The organism is Patulibacter ginsengiterrae, assembly GCF_056269115.1.
The window spans coordinates 226,489-244,391 of record NZ_JBWDOG010000004.1; the positions used below are offsets into that span (position 1 = coordinate 226,489).

Below are 17,903 nucleotides of genomic sequence, written 5' to 3' on the forward strand. Positions count from 1 at the left end.
CCGGCACCAGCGCCTACGGTCGGCCCATGCGCCGCCCATGCCTGCTCGTCGCCCTGGCCGTATCCGCCGTTCTCGGCGCGGCCGCGCCCGCATCCGCCGCGATCACGCTGACCTACTCCGGCACCACGATCGGGATCAGCGGAACCGGCGACAACGTGACCTACGTCGGCTTCGCCACCACGTACTCGCCCGCCGGCACGGTCACCATCCGCAACAGCACCGGGGTGACGAACGCGACCGGTGGGGCCTGCGCCCAGGAGACCACCGTCCTCGGCACCAGCTTCCACTGCCCCGCCGCGGCGTCGACCGTGCAGGCCAGCTACGGCGGGGGCAACGACCGCTTCGTGCTCGAGGCCGTCTGCATGCCGTCCACGACCGTCGCCCTCGGCGACGGGAGCAACGGCTTCGAGCAGAGCTGGACCAGCGAGTGCCCGTCGGACACCGTCGCCGCCGTGACCGGGGGCAGCGGGCCGGACCTGATCGCCGGCGGGGCCGGCCCCGACACCCTCACGGGCGGTGGCGGCAACGACGAGCTCCGCGGGGGCGGCTCCAACGACACGATCGGCGGCGGCGACGGCAACGACCGACTCCAGGGCGACGACGGCGACGACGGCGTCCGCGGTGGAGCCGGCGACGACCGGCTCGGGGGCGGCGACGGCAACGACGCGATCGACGGCGGCGACGGCAACGATCTGGTCGGCCAGGACGATCCGAGCTCCGGGGCGGACGACCTGCGCGGCGGCCCCGGCTACGACGAGGCCTGGTTCTCCTCCCACGCCTACGGCATCGCCGTCACGCTCGACGAGCAGGCCAACGACGGCGTCCCCGGCGAGGGCGACAACGTCCACGGCGACTTCGAGCGGTACGTCCTGAGCCCGGGCGACGATGTCTTCGTCGGCTCGCCGGGACGCGACGTCGTCGACGGCTGGAACGGCAACGACGTCCTCCACGGCGCCGACGGCGACGACGAGCTGGTGACCGGTGGCGGCAACGACCAGCTCTTCGGAGAGGGCGGCACGGACCTCCTGATCGCCGGTGCGGGCGACGACGCCGTCGACGGCGGACCCGGCCGCGACTCGCTCTTCGGCGACTACCGCGAGTGCAGCGTCTACAGCTGCCCGGCCGGCGCCGACCGGATCTTCGCCCGCGACGGCGAGGTCGACACGGTCAGCTGCGGCGCCGGGGCCGACATCGCGCAGCTGGACGACGTCGATGTCACCTCCGGGGACGGCTTCCAGACCTGCGAGAGCATCGACCGCAGCGCGCCCCGGGCGGGTGGCCCGGGCGCCCCGGGCGGCTCGCCCGCCGGGGGCGCGCCGGCGACGCAGGCCCCGTTCTCCGGAGCGAAGCTGAGCGGCGCACGCCGCCGGCTCACCCTCCGGCTCACGCTCCCCCGGGCCGCCACCGTGTCGGTCACCGTGACCCGCCGCGGCGCCCGCAAGCCGCTCGGCCGGATCACCTACAAGGCCAAGGCCGGACGCTTCTCCCGCACGATCCGGAGCGTCCGCGGCAAGCGACTCCGGCGCGGCACCTACCTGGTCGTCGTCAAGGTCGGCGCCCGCACCCAGAAGCTGCAGGTGAAGATCCGCTGACCCGCGGGGCGGCCGGTGGCCGATCCACGGGGGTCACCGCCGCTCAGATCACGCCGTAGTGATCGAGCAGCTGCCCGATCGCGGTCTTCTCGACGTACTTCTTCGCGAACCCGGGGACCGGCAGCTGCCTGCCGTCGCGCAGGTAGTGCGCCGACTTGAGCAGCTCGCGCACGTCGTAGATCGAGCCGAAGACCTCCGGCACCCCACGCTCGACGTCGAGCAGCTGGTAGACGGCCTCCATCGCCGTCCGCACCGAGTACTCGGTGGTGAAGATGCAGTCGCGGGTCGACTCGGCGAACTGCCCGATGAAGGCGAGGTTCTGCACGCCCTCGGGCACGACCTGCGGGCGGTCGTCGCCGTTGCGGGGCAGGAAGAACGCCGTGATGAAGGGCATCATGCACGGCCGCGTGATCGCCCCAGAGGCGGCCAGCTCGTCGATCTCGTCGAGCGGCACGCCCATGTGGAAGAGCCACTCCCGCGTGATCTCCTCGCCGGTGCAGTCGCGCAGCGGCTTCTTCACGTAGTCGCCGGGAACGTCGGTGAACAGGCCGTAGAACCAAACCACCGTCTGGTGGTCTGGCTGGGCCTTGAAGTGCGGCTGGCGGTTGACCGTCCAGCTGAGCAGCCACGCCGAGTCGCGCGCGGTCACGATCCCCCCGGTGACGACCTTGCCCGACCGGGTCGGCCGCTTGGCGATCCTCTCGATGTAGGCGGGGATCCGCTCGTCGAGCGTGGTGATGCTGGCCGACTCCCACTGCGACTGCTCGGGGGAGGTGCAGAACGTGTCGGGGCGCCCGAACGACGGGTCCTGCGCCGCGATGTTGCGCCACAGGTGCCAGCTGCCCCCGTCGTGCACGACCGGATCGAAGGCCGCGGGCGTCTGGTGGTCGCCCCACGATGAGTTCTCGACCAGCGAGCCGTTGGTGACGAAGACGAGCTCGTCCTCGGTCAGGTCGACGCCGCCCTCCTGGCCCTCGCGGATCCAGACGATCCGCTTGGCGACCTTCCGCTGCGGCGTGATCTCGAACTGGACGTCCATCACCCGCGTGTCGTGCTGGAGCCGTACGCCCTGCTCGCGCAGCCAGGTGGACAGCGGCAGCACCAGCGACTCGTACTGGTTGTACTTCGTGAACTTGAGCGCACTGAAGTCGGGCAGGCCGTCGATGTGGTGGATGAAGCGCTGGACATAGAGCTTCATCTCGAGCGCGCTGTGCCACTCCTCGAAGGCGAACATCGTCCGCCAGTAGAGCCAGAAGTTCGAGTCGAAGAACTCCTGGCTCATGACCTCGTCGATCCGCTTGTCGTAGAGCTTCTCGTGGGTGGCGAGCACGAGGTCGATGACGTCCTTCGTCGCCCGCTTGCCGAGCGTGAAGCTCATGCCGGTCCTGGCGTCCTTGCCGCGCTCGATCGTGGCGCGCTGGAGCGAGAAGTTCGGGTCGTCCTTGTTCAGCCAGTAGAACTCGTCGAGGACCGAGGCGCCCTCGATCTCGAGCGACGGGATCGAGCGGTAGAGGTCCCAGAGGCACTCGAAGTGGTTCTCCATCTCGCGGCCGCCGCGGATCAGCCAGCCGGTCTCGGCGTCGCCGGCGCCGTCGAGCGCGCCGCCGTCGATCGACGAGGACTCGAGGATCGTGATCCGGTCGCCGGCCATCTGGCCGTCGCGGATCAGGAAGGCCGCCGCCGCGAGCGACGAGAGCCCCGCCCCGACCAGATAGGCCGACTTGCCGTCGACCCCCTCCGGCTTCCGCGGCCGAGCGAACGCTTCGTAGTTCCCGTTGCTGTGGTACACGTGCCGACCCTTCCGAAGGAGCTGCGGTCGGCTCCATCCTCGTCCAGGCGTGGGATGGCGTCCAGCCCAGATCGGCTCAGGCTGGCTCCCGGAAACACGAACCCCCAGGCCGGAGCCGGAGCGCGCCGGTAGGCTCCCCTGCCATGTCCACGACCTTGGCGAACCGGCTCGCCCGCCGCGACGCCGAGCGGTTCATCGGCCGCGAGGCCGAGCTCGCGGTCTTCCGAGCCCTGCTGACCGGGGACCCGTCGGCCAGCGTCGTCTTCGTCCACGGTCCCGGCGGGATCGGCAAGAGCACGCTGCTGCGGGAGATCGCGCGGCTGGCGGCGGTCCACGGATGGTCGCCCTGGTCGCTCGACGGACGCGAGCTGGCGCCCGTGCCCGGCGAGCTGGAGACGGTCTTCGTCGCGGCCCGCGAGGAGCCGCGGCCGATCATCCTGCTCGACACCTACGAGCGTGTCTCGGACCTCGACGCGGTCCTCCGGCAGCGGCTGATCCCGGCCCTGCCCGAGCACGCGATCGTCGTGATCGCCGGCCGCGAGCCGCCGGCGCCAGAGTGGTTCGCGGACGGCTGGGAGCACGTCACGCGCACGTTGCGGCTGGGGCCGCTGACGGCGGCCGAGGGACGGGCTCTGGTCCGCGCCCTGGGCGAGGTCGACGCGCGCACGACCGCCGCGCTCGTGCGCTGGTCGATCGGGTCGCCGCTGGCGCTGACGTTGGCGGCGGCGGTCGCGCGTCGAGAGGGCGGCTGGGACGGACGCGGCTTCGAGCAGCGGCCGGAGCTGGTCGAGATGCTGGTTCGGCGGCTCGCCCAGTCCCAGGTCGAGGACCAGCACGCCGACGTGGTCGCCGTCGCCGCGATCGCGCGGGTCACGACGGCCGCGATGCTCGCCGACGTGCTGCCGAAGCACGACCCGAACGCCGCCCACCTGTGGCTGCGGGCCCAGTCGGTCGCCGAGCCGATCGGCGACGGCCTGGCGATGCACGCGCTCGTGCGGCGGGCCGTGCTGGCGCACCTGCAGGTGACGCGACCGGAGCGGGAGCGGGAGCTGCGCCGCGCGATCGCCGACCACCTCTTCGTGCGCGCCGCCGCCGGTGAGCCGCGCCTGACGATCGACCTGGCGGAGCTGATCCGCAGCCCCACGCTGCGCTGGGGCTTCGGGGCGGAGGGAGCGGTCGGCCTGCACGCCGACGGGCTGCGGTCGGGCGAGCTGGAGGCGCTCTCCCCCGCGATCCTGGCGCGGGGCTCCGACGTCTGGTGGGAGACCACCCGGCAGCTCGCGGAGGCATCCCCCGAGCACGTCGTCGTCGCCCGCGATACCGAGGAGACGCTCTGCGGGATCGCGATCGCCTGCACGCCGGCCAACGCGACCCCGGGAATCCTCGGCGACCCGTTCGTCGGCGACTGGGTCCGCCACGCGCGCGAGCACGTGCCCGGCGGTGACGCGATGGTCTGGCGGGACTCGATGGACCTGACGACCTCGGAACGCGGCGACCTGGGGTCGCGGGTGCTCGCGGTCCTGAACACGGCGGCGGTGCTGGGGTCGGGTCTGGTCAACCCGCGCTACTTCTACCTGCCGATCAACCCGGTCAACGCCGCCTCCGTGGCCTTCGCCGCCGACTCCGGCTCGCGCCACGTCCCCGAGCTGGACGTCCACGTCGGCGAGCTGCGGCACCAGTGCCACGTCATCGACTACGGCCCGGACGGTCTGCTGGGGTCGCAGCGGGACACGGTCTATGCGGAGCTCGGCGTGCCCCGCGCGTCCCGAGCCGCCGCCGTGGGGCCGTCGCCACCCCGGGTGACGGTCGAGGACGTCCGGCAGGCGCTCCGCGACCTCGACCGGCCGTCGCGGCTGGCGGTCGGACCGCTGGCGGCGGCCGTCGGTGGCAATGACCCTGCGGCCGCCGTCCGCGCGCTGCTGGTCCGCGCGGCGGACCAGGCGTTCGGGGCCGGGGCCGAGGAGCAGCTGATGCGCGACCTCGTCACGCGGGCCTACGTCGATCACCAGACCAGCCACGAGGACGCTGCGCACGAGCTGCACGTCAGCCGCACGACGTACTTCCGTCGGCTCCGTCAGGCGACCGCCCGCGTCGCCGACTACGCGCTCGCGTCGCTCTCGGCGCAGGGACGCGACAGCCCCTGAGCGGCGGCGGTCAACGGGTGCAGCCCGGGGTCACGGGGCCGTCTCGATCTGCTCCTGCGCGTCGTCGAGCGCCTTCTTGGCCTCGTCCGGCACGCCGGTCTGCTCCTTCGCCGCGTCGATCGCGTCGGACGCGGTGTCCTTCACGCTCTCCTTGAGGGCATCGGTCCGCTCCCGCAGCTCGCGGTCGGCCTGCTCCTGGGTCTTGCGGCCGGCGGCGACGTCGTCTGCCGCCTGCTTGGCCGCCTCCTGCAGCTCGCTCCCCTGCTGCTGGATCTCCGTGCCCTGCTTGCGGACCTGCTCGATCTTGTCGTCGTTCCCGCCGCAGGCCCCGAGCGCAAGCGCGAGGCTCAGCAGCGCCGGGACGAGGACGAGGTGGGTGGTGCGTGGATGAACCATGTCTCTCACGCTACGACGTATCCCCGGCCCGGACAGTGCCGTTTCAGTGCCGTCTCCGGGTCACCGCGATCCGGTCCGGGCGCGGTCGGGTGGCGTCGCAGCGTCCGCTCCGGAGAGCGCTCAGCCGAGGATCCGCCGCTTCTGGGCCTCGAACTCCTCGTCCGACAGCACGCCCCGATCGCGGAGATCGCCGAGCTGCGCGAGCTGGGCGATCGGATCCGCCGGCGCGGCAGCGGCCGAGCCGGCGATGACCGTGGCGTTCGCTCCGAGCTGCTGACGGAGCAGCTCGGCCATCGCCTGGCGGTCGCCACCGGCCTGCGCCCGGGCCTCCTGCACGCTGCCGAGCAGCGCCCCGAGGTCGACGCCGCCGGGCGCGAGGACGGTGCCCCCGGCAGCCCCCGCGGGATCGAGCATCAGGTCGTCGTGGCTCTCGGGGTCGAAGACGACCGCCAGTCGCTGCCCCACCGACGGCAGGGCGAACTGGCTGAACCGCAGCTTCGTGGAGACCTCGAAGCTGGGCTCCGACGGAGGTTCGACCCGCAGCCGGAGCTTCACGATGACCTCGGTGTTGGCGACGATCGCGTCGTTGCCGTGGGTGATGGTCATGCCCCGCCGCCCGACCTCGAGCACGACAGCGTCCGCGCGCACCCCGTGCTCCTCGAGCTTCTTGCGGGTCCGGCGAGAGGGCTTTCCGAGCATGGGCGCGACGCTACGGGCGCTCGCGTCATCCGGCAATGCCGGTTCGGTGCCGGATCGGTGCCACGCGGGCGGCCGGGGCCGCAGACGCGGCGAGGACCGCTGGGCCGAAGAAGGCCCCGAAGACGGAACCGTCCCCGGAAAGACGAACGCCCCGGCCGGAGCCGGGGCGTGTCGAGCATCGGGGAGAGAGAGATGCACTAGTGAAGGTAGCCCCCGCTCCCCCGGGCTTGGGTGAGGAACGGCACAGGACACGTGTCGATCGGCCCGATCGCCGTTGCTCACCCGGGCGGCGACGGCGCGATCCCGAGCCGCTCGAGGAACGCGATCGTCGCCGGGGCGGGGTTGAAGTCGCTCCAGACCAGGTACTCGACGCGGCGGGGACCGTCGGCGACGGGGACCATCACGACCCCCGGCTGGTCGCGCGCGAAGGCCGACGGCAAGAGCGCCACGGCGAGGCCCTGACCGACGATCCGGGCCATCAGGTCGCCGGTCGTGACCTCGAAGGCGACATCGCGGGTGAGGCCCGCCCGGGCGAAGGCCCGGTCGCTCTGGGTTCGGCCGGGGCCGCGTGCGGGGAAGTCGGCGAAGGTCTCCTCGGCGAGCCGGCGCAGACTCGTCTCCCCCACCCCGGCGAGTGGATGGCCGGGGGCGACGACGGCGACGTGGCGGTCACGGGCGAGCTCGTGGAAGCGGACCCCCTCGGGCCGGTCGTCGTCGGGCAGTCCCAGCGCGGCGACGTCGAGGGTGCCCTCGCGCACGGCGGCGACCAGCTCGTCGCTGGCGGCGACGCGGAGGCCGATCCGCACCTGCGGGTACCGCTCGCGGAAGCATTGCAGCACGGCGGGCACGTCGATCGCGGTGACCGTCGGGATCACGCCCACGGCCAGCCGGCCGCGGACCTCCCCCACGGCCGCGGCCGCTTCGGCCGCGGCACGATCGGCCGCCTCCAGGGCCTGTCGGGCGGCGGGCAGGAACGCCTCGCCCGCGCTGGTCAGCGCGACCCGGCGGCTGGTCCGGGCGAACAGCTTCGCCCCCAGCTCGCGCTCGAGGCTCGCGATCTGGTGGCTGAGCGCGGACTGGACGACGAAGCAGCGCTCGGCGGCGCGGGTGAAGCTCGTCGTGTCGGCGACCGCGACCACGTACCGCATCTGTTGCAGCTCCATCGTTCTATCGTGAATCACGATCGTTGAGATGACAAGCATGCGTTGGACTCATCAATAGGCCGGAGTGACACTCCTGCGGTGAGCACGACGAGCACCGCCCCCAGCGCCCCGGCCGCTCCCACCCCCGCTGGCGGCCGGCTCGCCTGGACCGCCGCGACCGCCGTCGCTCCCGCGGTCTGGGGCACGACCTACGTGGTCACCACCGAGCTGCTGCCGGAGGCGCATCCGCTGTTCGCCGCGCTGATGCGCGCACTGCCCGCCGGCCTGATCGCGCTGCTGCTGACCCGCAGCCTGCCGCGCGGCGCGTGGTGGTGGAAGGCGGGCGTGCTCGGCGTGCTCAACGTCGGCGCGTTCTTCCCGCTGCTGTTCCTCGCCGCCGAGCGGCTTCCGGGCGGAGCGGCCGCGACCCTCGCCGCCGCGCAGCCGCTGCTGGTCGCGGGCCTCGCGGTCGCGGTGCTCCACGAGCGACCCTCGGCCTGGCGGCTGGGTTGGGGCGTGGTCGGCGTGATCGGCGTCGCGCTCGTCGTGGTCGGCCCCGACGTGGCCTTCGACCCGGTCGGGATCGCGGCCGGCCTCGGCAGCGCGGTCGCGATGGCGCTCGGCGTGACCCTGACCAAGCGCTGGCAGCGGCCCGCCGGCGTCGGCCCGATGGCGCTCGCCGGATGGCAGCTGACCGCGGGCGGGCTCGTGCTGCTGCCGACGGCGCTGCTCTTCGAGGGCGTCCCGGCGCAGCTCGACGGGTCGGCCGCGCTCGGCTACCTGTGGCTCGGGCTGGTCGGCGGCCTGCTCGCCTACACCCTCTGGTTCCGCGGGATCGGGGTCCTGCCCGTGACGGCGACCGCGCTGCTCGGCCTGCTCTCCCCACTGGTCGCGGCGACCCTCGGCGCGCTCCTGCTCGGCGAGGTCCTCAGCCCGCTCCAGCTCGCCGGCTTCGTCCTCGCCCTCGCCGCGCTGCTCGCGGGCCAGCTCAACCGCGCGACCCAGCTGGAACGGGTCGTCGGCCTGCTCCGATCCGGGCAGCGGGCCAGCTGAGGTCCGCCGCTCGCGCCACCCCGGCGCAAGCGGCGGACGCGGCTACCGCTTCCGGACCGTCACCGTCCGCGTCACGGCCTTCTTCGCCCCGGTCGCCCGGAACGAGAGCGTCGCCTTGACCGTGCGCCCGCGGGCGACGGCCGCGCGACCGGCGGCGGTCAGGGTCGGCTTGACCGTGGCGACCTGGGCGCCCCGCAGCTTCCAGGAGCCCTTCGCGATCCCGGTGCCGCGGACCGACAGCCGGCCGGCCTGCAGCCCGCCGAGCTTGACCGTCAGACGGCTGCCCGAGACGGACCGCGAGAGCACCCGGAACGAGCACGGCGAGCTGATCGGGAAGCGCTTCTGGAAGCGCTTGCCGGACTGCCCCTGGACCCGCGCGTCGACCGACTGCGACGCGTGGCAGAGGGTCGAGCCGTTGGTCCCGGTCGCCTTCAGGATGCCCTTCGCGCCACCGTTGATCGAGAGCCGGAACGAGGAGATCGGCGCGTCCGGGATGAACCCGAACGTGGAGACGAGCTTCCGGTCCTTGACCGTCGAATCGGCTTCGAGGTCGAGCGCAACCGGCCCGCGCAAGGTGATCAGGAGCTTCGGCAGCGTCTTGATCTCCCGCCCGGTCGCCGACTTCCGCAGACCCTGGACGAAGTAGACGTTGCCCTTGATCGGCTCGCTGAGGATCGGCGTCCGCGCCTCCGCGTGGCCGACGATCGTCGACTCCGGGCAGGCCCGCTTCGCCGCGTCGGCCGGCGTGCAGAGCGCCTCGGCGTTCTCGGGGTCGAGCGCGACCGAGAGCGGCAGCGCCACCTCGACCCGCTTCATCCCCGACTGGCCCGCCGGCTGCGTCAGCTCGACGTCGAGGCCCGGGTGCTTGCCCTTGGCGAGCTCCTTGGCCCCCGTGAACCGCAGGTCCATCTTCGGCGACAGCGGCAGCGCGCCGCACTCCCCGACCTGGAACCGCGACTCGCGTCCGACGACCGCGCCGACGACCGACCCGATCGTGGCCTTCAGCGACTTGACCGCGCACGAGGTCGGATTGACCATGAACCCGGGACGGTTCAGGTTGACCGTGACCGAGCGGTACGCCATCGGGATCCCGTCGACGAGCTGCGGCATGCCGCCGTCGAGCGTCTGCACGAGCTTCCCGTCGAGGTCGAAGACCCGCGACTCGCTCAGCTTCGCGGTGATGTGCGCGTCCTTCGGGTCGACGAGCAACGCGACCCGCGAGACGACCGTGCCGAGGTTCAGCGGCCCGGCCTGCGCGGGGATCACGAGGCTCAGCGAGTAGGGAGCGCCCTGGTACGGGCCGGACATGAAGACGCCGGTCGGCGCCTTGCCCGGCTGGGGGACGGTCAACGGGTTGGAGCCCGCGCCGACGCTCGCGACGACGTCACCGACACGCGAGCTCGCGTCACAGGCCCCGAGGTTGGCCTCGGCGGCGGGGCACAACGGCACCGAGCCGACCTTGCCGAGCAGACCCTCGGGCAGCTCCGCGCTGATCGACCAGAGGTTCTGGTGGCCGTCCGCACGGGCGAACGTCATCGCGACCGGTGACGAGGCGCCCGCGACCGGCTCGACCGCTCCGCCCGTGAAGGTCGGTGCGAACAGGTCGTTGCCGCACGAGCCGCCGGCCGGAGCGCGATCGATCGTGAAGCTGTCGCGACCGCGGACCGGAGCGTCCGGCTGCGCCCACGAGCTGATCGTCGACTCGGTCGTCTTCTCGCCGCAGGTCGCCGGATTGCTGAGGACCGCGCGGCTGCCGCCCTTGAGCTTCAGCGTCAGCTTCGAGAACGGCTGCTGCGGGTTGTCCTCGAACGTCGTCGTGACCCGCCCCGTGACGGGATCGGTGGTGATCTCGCCCGCGAGCTTCATCGTCACGCCGTAGCGCTCCGACTTCGGCTCGAGGTAGATCGCGAGGGTCGAGCCGAACGGGTTCGCCCGCTGCTCGGCCTGGTAGACCGCGCCGACCAGCGGCTCGTTCAGGACCGGCGTCTCGACCGTGACCTCACCGAGCTTCGCGTTCTCGGGGCAGGTCGCGTCGCCGGACCTGCCGAGGCCGAACTGGGCCTCGCTGCAGGCCCCGAGGCCCGCAGCCGCACCGGCGTTGATCGTCACGCCGTCCGGCAGCGCGACCTTCGCGTCCTTCAGGTGCGCGGCGGCGAGCGCCGTCGGCGAGTCGTTCAGGTCCTGGGTCAGCTCGACCGTGTAGCCGGCCGGGGTGCCGGCCACGGTGTGCTCCGGCTGGGCCTTGACCTTCGGCCGGAACTCGAGCACGTCGCAGCCCGTCAGCGGCGCGCCGACGAACTCCGCGTTCACGTGGTCGTTCGGCGCGTTCCACGACGAGGCCCGCAGGCGCGTGACCTGCGGCGTGCCGCAGCGGGTCGCCGTGGTCAGGAACGGCTGCGGCGCGACGCCCGCCGGGTGCGGGGCCGGGTCGTTGACCGAGCCGCGCTCGGCGTCGTGCGCGGGATCGGCCGGGATCCCCCACATCCGCATCTTCGTCGACGCGATCGGCATCAGCTGCGAGACGTCGCTGGCGACGACCCGCACGCCGTTGTCGTCCGGCCGGACCTCGGCGTCGAAGTAGACCAGCGCCGAGCCCTGGAGGACCGGGCTGCCGAACCGCGCGGGCTGGCCGTCCGGGACCTCCATGTTGTAGAGCCCCTGCTGGAAGGTGATGCCGAACGCGAAGGTGACGTCGAAGGTCCCGATCTGGGACGCGATCGGGCACTGGATCGCCGCCAGCTGCGCGATCGTGCAGGTCGGGAAGTCGCTCGGGTCGCCGACGAAGCCGACCGGCATGTCGACGACGGCCTCCTTCAGCGCCCCGGAGACCACGATCGGGCTGTCCATCGCCAGCTGGATGGTGTTCTCGACCGCGAACGGGTGCGCGCCGGCCTGGGTCACCTCGTTGCCGGCCTCGTCGACCATCGGCGCGCTCAGGCTCTCGATGCCGAAGGCGGCGTTGGCGGCCGGGGCCAGCGCGGCCCCGACGGCGAGGGTGGCGGAGACGCCGACCGCGGTCGCCAGCGTGCGCCAGCCGTTCCGCGCCCGATCCGACCGCGACTGCTTCGTCCGAACCGACATCTCAGCGACCACCCTTCGCACCCGCGACACGCGAGGACGCCGACTTCGACGAGCCCTTCGCCTTCTTGAACGTCACCCGCAGCCGGACGGTCTGGGCCGCTCCCGACGCCGGCTGGAACCGGACCGAGAGCCGGACCGCGAGCTTGCCCGCCCGGGCCAGCCGCTTCTTCGACGCGGCCGACAGGCGCACGGGAACGCGCACCGTCTGGGCCTTCGCCGCCGCCTTGCGGCCCTGGGCCACGCCGTTGCCCGTGACCCGCACGACGCCCTTCGCCGGGACCGAGACCCGCAGGGTCGCGGACGTCCCGCTGACAGTCTTCAGCTTCGCGACCGAGGTCTTCTTCGCCGCGACCTTCCACGGCACCGCCGGCACATCGCCCGCGCCGCCGAAGGTCACCGATCCGAGCGTCGGTGGCACCACCGCCGGGCCGGGATCGCCCTGGCAGGCGTCACCGCTGCAGGCGTCGACCGGGCGCTCGTTCGGCTCCGGCAGACCGCCGCCGCGACGGGCGACGTAGAGGTCCGCACGGGTGTCGGTGTCCCACGCGCTGAGGCGATCGCGGGTGGAGAAGAAGATCGTGCTGCCGTCGACGCTCGCGTCGGCGAACCGCACGTCGGAGGTCGCGCGCCCGCTCGAGGCGAGCCGGGCCGTGCCGTCCTTCCAGGCGTAGACGTCGATCCGGCCGTTGGTGTCCTCGGGCACCAGCTGGGTCGCGGTCGCGAAGATCACCTGGCCGTCGGTCGACAGGTACCGCCGCTCGGACGAGTCCATCTGCATCAGGTTCATGGTCGGCGTCAGCCCGACCCCGCCGATCGCCGTCGCGGCGCCGGGCTCGGGGCACGACACGCACGAGATCCGGTCGCTCTGCGCGTCGTAGACGTAGCGCTGGACCTGGCCACCGGTCGGCTTGTCCGTCAGGTCGGACGTGTCCGAGTCGAACGTGTAGAAGCGCCCGTCGGCCGCCGTCAGCGAGACGCCGTCGGTCGGGACCGTCGCGGTCGCGAGGTAGGTCAGCTGGCCGTCGTGCCAGCGGTAGAGCTTCTCCCCGGGCCCGATCGGCCCGCCGGCGACGAGCTGCTTCTCGGTCGTCCAGAAGTAGGCGGTGCGGCCGTCGTCGCTCATCTGCGCGGTCTTGGCGATCACGCTCAGGTGGCTGGTGTCGGCCGGCTCGCCGTCGGTCGAGATCAGGCTCAGGTTCTGCTCGGTCTCGGGGTCGTCGCTGTGCGTGTAGAGGAAGAGGCGATCGGCCTGGTCGGCCGGGTCCGCGCTCATCCCGGTCATCAGCGGCTGGCCGCTGACGAACGACACGCGGGTGCCGTCGACGTCGGCCGAGATCGGCATCGCGCCGCCCGCGGGGACCGTCTCGCCGGCGTTCTCCGCGGCGTTGACGAACGTCGACCGGGGCGCGTCGACGTTCCCGCGGTAGAGCTGGTTGTCGACGCCCGGTGTGTTCCACCAGATCGTCTTGCCGTCCGCGGCCACCGACCAGCGGCGCATCGACTGGGACGCGTCCCAGACCGCGTCGGCCAGGGTGCCGTTGGACGCCTCCCCGTTCGGCAGTCGGCTGACCAGCTTGGTGTGGCCGTTCTCGGTGACGTAGAGCCGCGGGTCGAACTCGCCGATGAAGTCGAGCGAGTCCTCCGTCAGCCGCGAGCTCGAGGTGAAGATCGTGCGCTCGTTCTCGCCGACGACGACCGCGGAGGCGATGTAACCGCCCTCCATCGAGACCGGATGGTCTCCGTCGAGCGTCGGCGGGGTGATCCGCTCCGGCCGCTGGTCCTGCATGTTCAGGGCGTAGCCGCGGTTGAGCACCTGCTCGCCGCTGCCGGGGACCAGGTTCGCCCCGAGCACCGTCCAGCGGCCGTTGGCCGAGATCCCCTGCGGCAGCTCGCCGTCGGGGTTCTCCTCCGGCGGCGCGAGCACGTCCGGCGAGAGCCGAACCGGCAGCTGCGCGGTCAGCGAGGAGTTCACCCAACGGTCACCACTGCGGTAAGCGTAGTAGGGGTTGACCTGGGGGAAGGTCGGCGCCCCCAGGAAGACCGAGTCGGCCGGGTAGATCACGTGATCGCCGGACTCGGAGGCCCGGAAGCCGGTCACCATGACCGCCCCACCGGCGACCTCGCCGTTGCCCTTGTCGGCGGGCGAGACCTTCTCGTAGACGAAGCAGCCGGCCGGGTAGCTGGCCCCGAGGGCCGGCCGGATCGGGACGTCGGGACAGCCGGCGTCCGCTGCGGCTGCGGCAGGCACCGACAGCGCGGCGATCGCGAAGGCAAGTGGGGTCGCGGCCCGCAGCGCCCTTCGCCGCGGGCTCCGATGCCCTCGTTCCGGACGGCGCGCGCCGTCGTCCTCCCCGTAGGCCGTCGGACCGGTACCCAGTAGCCGCTTCTCCACAGAACCCTCTCGTTGACGCTCAACGCCCGCCCGCCCGCTCCCTGATCGGGAGACACGGCGTGCCACGTATCGACGGCGCTACGCTAGAGCGGCAACGCGCCAGTGTCAAATGCTGAGGTAATTGACGAAGCCTCTGCGGCAACGACGGCGCCTGCCGCTCCAGCCCACCACCACGGCCGGCGCGGCAGAAGCGCGGAACGACGGCCCGGCCCACGTCCGGCCTGGCCCACGCACGTACGAGGGCCGCCCCCGACCGGGCGTAGGATGCCGCGGACATGTCGCGCCTCCGCTCCACGCTCCTGGCGCTCGTCGTCCCGATCGCGCTCGGGGCCGGTCCCGCCGCCGCTCAGGCGAAGATCGTCCCCGGGGTCTCGATCGGCGGTGCCAAGCTCGGGGACAGCTCGGCGCAGGTCAGCAAGCGCTTCGGCGAGCAGCCGACGCGACTCGGGCCCAGCGACGACCAGCCGCTGTTCGTGATGGCCTTCGACCGGATCGACGGCTACGCCTACTTCGCGCTGCCCGCCGTCTGCGCGGGCGACGCCGAGGTCGAGCCGGCGGAGGGCGCCTGCGACGTCGACGGACCGGCGACGTACATCGTCACCCGCTCCCGCAAGCAGCGTGACGCCCGGCACCTGGGGCCGGGCGTCGCCGAGGCGACCGCCCGCCGCCGCCTGACCGGCGAACGCTGCAGCACCGGCTTCGACACCGATATCGGCCGCAATGCCCGCTACTGCCGTGTGCGTGCCGCGGGCGGCAAGAGCGAGACGCTCTACGAGTTCTCGAAGCGGCGGATGATCTCCGTCGCGATCCAGCCCGTCGCCTGACGCCCCGGCAGGCCCAGACGGCCCGTACGACCGCGCCCGCGGCCCCGGCAGGCCAGCGCCGCGGCCCGGCATCGGCGAAGAAGTGGCGATTTGGCCGTTAGTCACCGCGCCCGGATGGGCAGAGAGGGGGGACATGAGCTTCAACCCGTCCGAGCACATCTCGCGCTCCTCAGGAGCTCCGCCGGAAGAGGAGGTGACGATCGCGCCGAGCGACGCTGAGCCGGTGCCCGACGGCCCGGTCGAGCCCGTCGACCCGCCCGAACCGGGCCAGGGGACCGAGGACGTCATCGCCGTCGGCCCGCCGCCCTCGCCGGAGGTCGACGAGATCCGCGGCCTCCGCGACCCCGAGTTCTCGCTCGCCTTCCGCGGCTACAGCACCCACGCCGTCGACCGCTACATCGACCGGGTCGAGCGCTGCGTCGCGCAGTTCGAGGAGCACCGTCTGCCGACCGAGGCCGTCCGCCGGGCGCTCGACCGGGTCGGCGAGCAGACTTCGGCGATCCTGCGCGAGGCCGAGCACTCCGCCGAGGCGACGACGCGGGTCTCGCGGGCGAAGGCCGACGACCGCCTGCAACGCGCCGAGCGCGACGCCGCCGCCCTGTGGACGGCGGCCCAGGAGCGCACTCGGCAGCTCGACGAGGAGGTCGAGCGCCTCTGGCAGGAGCGCCAGCGGCTGATCGACGCGACCCGGCAGCTGGCGAACCAGCTGCAGGGGACGGCTGATGAGGCCGAGGCGACGTTCCCGCCCGAGCAGCCGCTCGAGCGCACGGCCGGCGGCCCTAGCGGAAGGCGGGCACCACGATCGGGAGCGTGACCGTCCGCTTCGCGAGGCGAACCCGGTAGATGAGCGCCGTCGCCGCGTCGGCCGGGGCGACGAGCACGACCCGGAAGCGACCGCGGCGGTCGGTTCGCGCCGTGCCGCTGACCGTCGCTCCGGCGCCGCAGATCGGGACGCCCTGGACCGTCAGCCGGCTTGCGCGGGCAACCCCGCGGATCCGGCCGTCGATCCGGATCCGCCCCCGCGAGAGGCGCTTGCGGGCCGCGATCGTCGCCGCGCGGGTCGCCTTCAGGGCCGCCGAGCGGATCTGCGCGTCGATCACCAGCCGGTAGCGGACCCGACGCGCGGCACGGGGGTTGCGGAGGGTCGCGACGGTCGCCGTGACCGTCCCGTCCTCGCGCACGCGGGTGGTCCCGACGCGACGCTCGCCCCGCCGGATCTCGACCGTGCGCCCGGCCAGCTCCGGGGCGGCGACCCCGCTCAGCCGGACCCGGGGGCTCCGGCTCGTGCCCGTCGGATCGATGCCGATCAGCCGCACGTAGCGACGGGGGCAGGCCACCGGCGCCGTCGGGGCGGGCTGCGGTGCGCCGATCGCCTCGACCGGGGGCACCGGCACGGTCGGCGTCGGCGGGTCCTTCGGACCGGCCCCCGGGTCGACCGACCGGACCGTCCCGGCGCCGGCGAGCGCGACCGCCGGCGACCCATCCGCGTTGTCGTCGAAGCTCAGCTCGGCCGCGCGCGGACCGACGACGGAGGGGACGAACCGCACCCGCACCACACAGGTCCCCGACGCTGCGACCGTCTCGCCGGTGCAGTCGTCGGCCACGATCGAGAAGTCCGCGGCGTCGTCGCCGCCCACGGCCACCCCGTCGACCCAGAGCGGGTAGCCACCGGCGTTCTCGATCGTGACGTCTCGCTCGACCGGGTCGCCGACCACCGAGGAACCGAAGTCCTCGTCGTCCGCCTCGCGGCGGGTCGGCGGCGTGAAGAGCTCGGCGCTGCGGAGGCGGACGCCACCGCTCGCGGCCCCGCCTGCGATCAGAGCGCGGCCGCTCTGCAGCGGGGTCAGGCTGGCCAACGGCCGACCGACGGAGAGCGAGTAGGTGGACGAGGTCCCGGCCAGCGGGTCGTAGAGGCCGGACGCAGGCAGATCGCCCGCCACGAGCACCCGGCCGCCGGTGAGCAGTGCCCCCGTCATGGAGTTGGAGAGGAACCCGAGCGATCCGCCGGCCGTCCAGGCGCCGGAGGTCGGGTCGTAGAGCTCGATGCTGGCGTTGAAGCCCGACTGGTTGACGCCGCCACCGACGAAGACCCGCCCGTCGGCCAGCCCCACGCCGGCCCCCTGGGAGTGGGCGGTGGCCATCGCGCCGGTGGCGGCCCAGCTGCCGGTCGCCGGGGTGTAGACCTCGGCACTCGCGTGGAAGGCCAGGCCGCCGCTGTTGTCGTGCCCGCCGGCGACGAGCACCCGGCCGTCGGCGAGCAGCGCAGCCTGCGCGCTGGTGCGTGCGGTCGACATGCTGCCGGTGCTGGTCCAGACCCCCGTCGCGGGGTCGTAGATCTCGCTGCTGGCCCGGGCCACCGACGCGTCCCCGCCGCCGACCGCCAGCACCCGTCCGTCGTTCAGCAGTACCGCACGATGGTTGGAGCGGGCCTGCTGGAGGCTGCCGGTGGCGGTCCAGGTGTCGGCGACCGGATCGTAGAGCTCGCTGTGGCCGGTCTCGCCCGACGCCGTGACCCCGCCGACCACGAGCACCCTGCCGTCCGGCAGCGTCGTCGCCGTGGCGTAGTAGCGGCCGTGCAGGGGGGCCGCGACGGTCGCCCACGTCCCGATCGCCGGATCGTAGATCTCCGCACCGGCGACCGGCACGTTGCCGGCGAGGGCGCCCCCGGCGACCAGCACCCGGCCGTCCTGCAACTCGGCGGCGACCTGGCTGCTGCGGGTCTCCGCCATGCTCCCGGTCGGGGACCATCCGGAGCTGGCGAACGCCGCTGGTCCGCCTGCCCCGAGGAGCG

The 17,903-nt window shown here is 73.2% G+C and carries 12 protein-coding genes; 5 read left to right on the plus strand and 7 right to left on the minus strand.

Features of this window, described 5'->3' with window-relative positions:
• Positions 1-26: 26 nt before the first annotated feature.
• A complete protein-coding gene (locus ACVUH9_RS08885; RefSeq protein ID WP_475755999.1) occupies positions 27-1,592 on the plus strand; it encodes a calcium-binding protein in 1,566 nt (521 codons plus the stop codon).
• A gap of 43 nt (positions 1,593-1,635) precedes the next feature.
• Here the strand turns inward: ACVUH9_RS08885 and ACVUH9_RS08890 are convergent, their stop codons facing one another.
• Positions 1,636-3,381: an oleate hydratase gene (locus tag ACVUH9_RS08890; protein WP_475756001.1), complete on the minus strand. Its 1,746-nt coding sequence runs from the start codon at positions 3,379-3,381 to the stop codon at positions 1,636-1,638.
• A gap of 143 nt (positions 3,382-3,524) precedes the next feature.
• Here ACVUH9_RS08890 and ACVUH9_RS08895 point away from each other — a divergent pair, with 143 nt between their 5' ends.
• Positions 3,525-5,525, plus strand: coding sequence for an ATP-binding protein (locus tag ACVUH9_RS08895; RefSeq protein ID WP_475756003.1), 2,001 nt, complete (start codon positions 3,525-3,527; stop codon positions 5,523-5,525).
• A 30-nt stretch (positions 5,526-5,555) separates the two neighbouring features.
• Here the strand turns inward: ACVUH9_RS08895 and ACVUH9_RS08900 are convergent, their stop codons facing one another.
• The 3 genes from ACVUH9_RS08900 to ACVUH9_RS08910 all read right to left on the minus strand — a co-directional run bounded on the left by ACVUH9_RS08900 (position 5,556) and on the right by ACVUH9_RS08910 (position 7,783).
• Positions 5,556-5,921, minus strand: coding sequence for a hypothetical protein (locus ACVUH9_RS08900; protein ID WP_475756005.1), 366 nt, complete (start codon positions 5,919-5,921; stop codon positions 5,556-5,558).
• A 120-nt stretch (positions 5,922-6,041) separates the two neighbouring features.
• Positions 6,042-6,620 carry an SHOCT domain-containing protein gene (locus tag ACVUH9_RS08905; RefSeq protein ID WP_475756007.1) on the minus strand — a complete coding sequence of 193 codons (579 nt, stop codon included), beginning with the start codon at positions 6,618-6,620 and terminating at the stop codon, positions 6,042-6,044.
• A 278-nt stretch (positions 6,621-6,898) separates the two neighbouring features.
• The gene (locus ACVUH9_RS08910) at positions 6,899-7,783 is read right to left on the minus strand and encodes a LysR family transcriptional regulator (protein WP_475756009.1); all 885 of its coding nucleotides are present in this window, start codon (positions 7,781-7,783) and stop codon (positions 6,899-6,901) included.
• 78 nt (positions 7,784-7,861) lie between these two features.
• Here ACVUH9_RS08910 and ACVUH9_RS08915 point away from each other — a divergent pair, with 78 nt between their 5' ends.
• Entirely contained in the window at positions 7,862-8,815 is a 954-nt protein-coding gene (locus tag ACVUH9_RS08915; RefSeq protein ID WP_475756011.1) for an EamA family transporter, read from the plus strand.
• 42 nt (positions 8,816-8,857) lie between these two features.
• Here the strand turns inward: ACVUH9_RS08915 and ACVUH9_RS08920 are convergent, their stop codons facing one another.
• Positions 8,858-11,896, minus strand: coding sequence for a hypothetical protein (locus ACVUH9_RS08920; protein WP_475756012.1), 3,039 nt, complete (start codon positions 11,894-11,896; stop codon positions 8,858-8,860).
• Between the two features lies 1 nt (position 11,897).
• Positions 11,898-14,144, minus strand: coding sequence for a hypothetical protein (locus ACVUH9_RS08925; protein WP_475756014.1), 2,247 nt, complete (start codon positions 14,142-14,144; stop codon positions 11,898-11,900).
• A 419-nt stretch (positions 14,145-14,563) separates the two neighbouring features.
• Between ACVUH9_RS08925 and ACVUH9_RS08930 the strand changes: the two genes are divergently transcribed.
• Entirely contained in the window at positions 14,564-15,112 is a 549-nt protein-coding gene (locus ACVUH9_RS08930; protein WP_475756016.1) for a hypothetical protein, read from the plus strand.
• A gap of 133 nt (positions 15,113-15,245) precedes the next feature.
• The gene (locus ACVUH9_RS08935; RefSeq protein WP_475756018.1) at positions 15,246-15,926 is read left to right on the plus strand and encodes a DivIVA domain-containing protein; all 681 of its coding nucleotides are present in this window, start codon (positions 15,246-15,248) and stop codon (positions 15,924-15,926) included.
• Here the strand turns inward: ACVUH9_RS08935 and ACVUH9_RS08940 are convergent.
• Positions 15,892-17,841, minus strand: a complete 1,950-nt coding sequence (locus ACVUH9_RS08940; RefSeq protein WP_475756020.1) for a choice-of-anchor D domain-containing protein — start codon at positions 17,839-17,841, stop codon at positions 15,892-15,894. The genes ACVUH9_RS08935 and ACVUH9_RS08940 overlap by 35 nt on opposite strands.
• Between the last annotated feature and the right edge of the window lie 62 nt (positions 17,842-17,903).

Coding starts and splice junctions, on each gene's coding strand:
- ACVUH9_RS08910 (WP_475756009.1), bottom strand. CDS start 7,783: ATGGAGCTGCAACAGATGCGGTACGTGGTCGCGGTCGCCGACACGACG.
- ACVUH9_RS08935 (WP_475756018.1), top strand. CDS start 15,246: ATGAGCTTCAACCCGTCCGAGCACATCTCGCGCTCCTCAGGAGCTCCG.
- ACVUH9_RS08885 (WP_475755999.1), top strand. CDS start 27: ATGCGCCGCCCATGCCTGCTCGTCGCCCTGGCCGTATCCGCCGTTCTC.
- ACVUH9_RS08900 (WP_475756005.1), bottom strand. CDS start 5,921: ATGGTTCATCCACGCACCACCCACCTCGTCCTCGTCCCGGCGCTGCTG.
- ACVUH9_RS08940 (WP_475756020.1), bottom strand. CDS start 17,841: ATGGCGGAGACCCGCAGCAGCCAGGTCGCCGCCGAGTTGCAGGACGGC.
- ACVUH9_RS08895 (WP_475756003.1), top strand. CDS start 3,525: ATGTCCACGACCTTGGCGAACCGGCTCGCCCGCCGCGACGCCGAGCGG.
- ACVUH9_RS08930 (WP_475756016.1), top strand. CDS start 14,564: ATGTCGCGCCTCCGCTCCACGCTCCTGGCGCTCGTCGTCCCGATCGCG.
- ACVUH9_RS08905 (WP_475756007.1), bottom strand. CDS start 6,620: ATGCTCGGAAAGCCCTCTCGCCGGACCCGCAAGAAGCTCGAGGAGCAC.
- ACVUH9_RS08920 (WP_475756012.1), bottom strand. CDS start 11,896: ATGTCGGTTCGGACGAAGCAGTCGCGGTCGGATCGGGCGCGGAACGGC.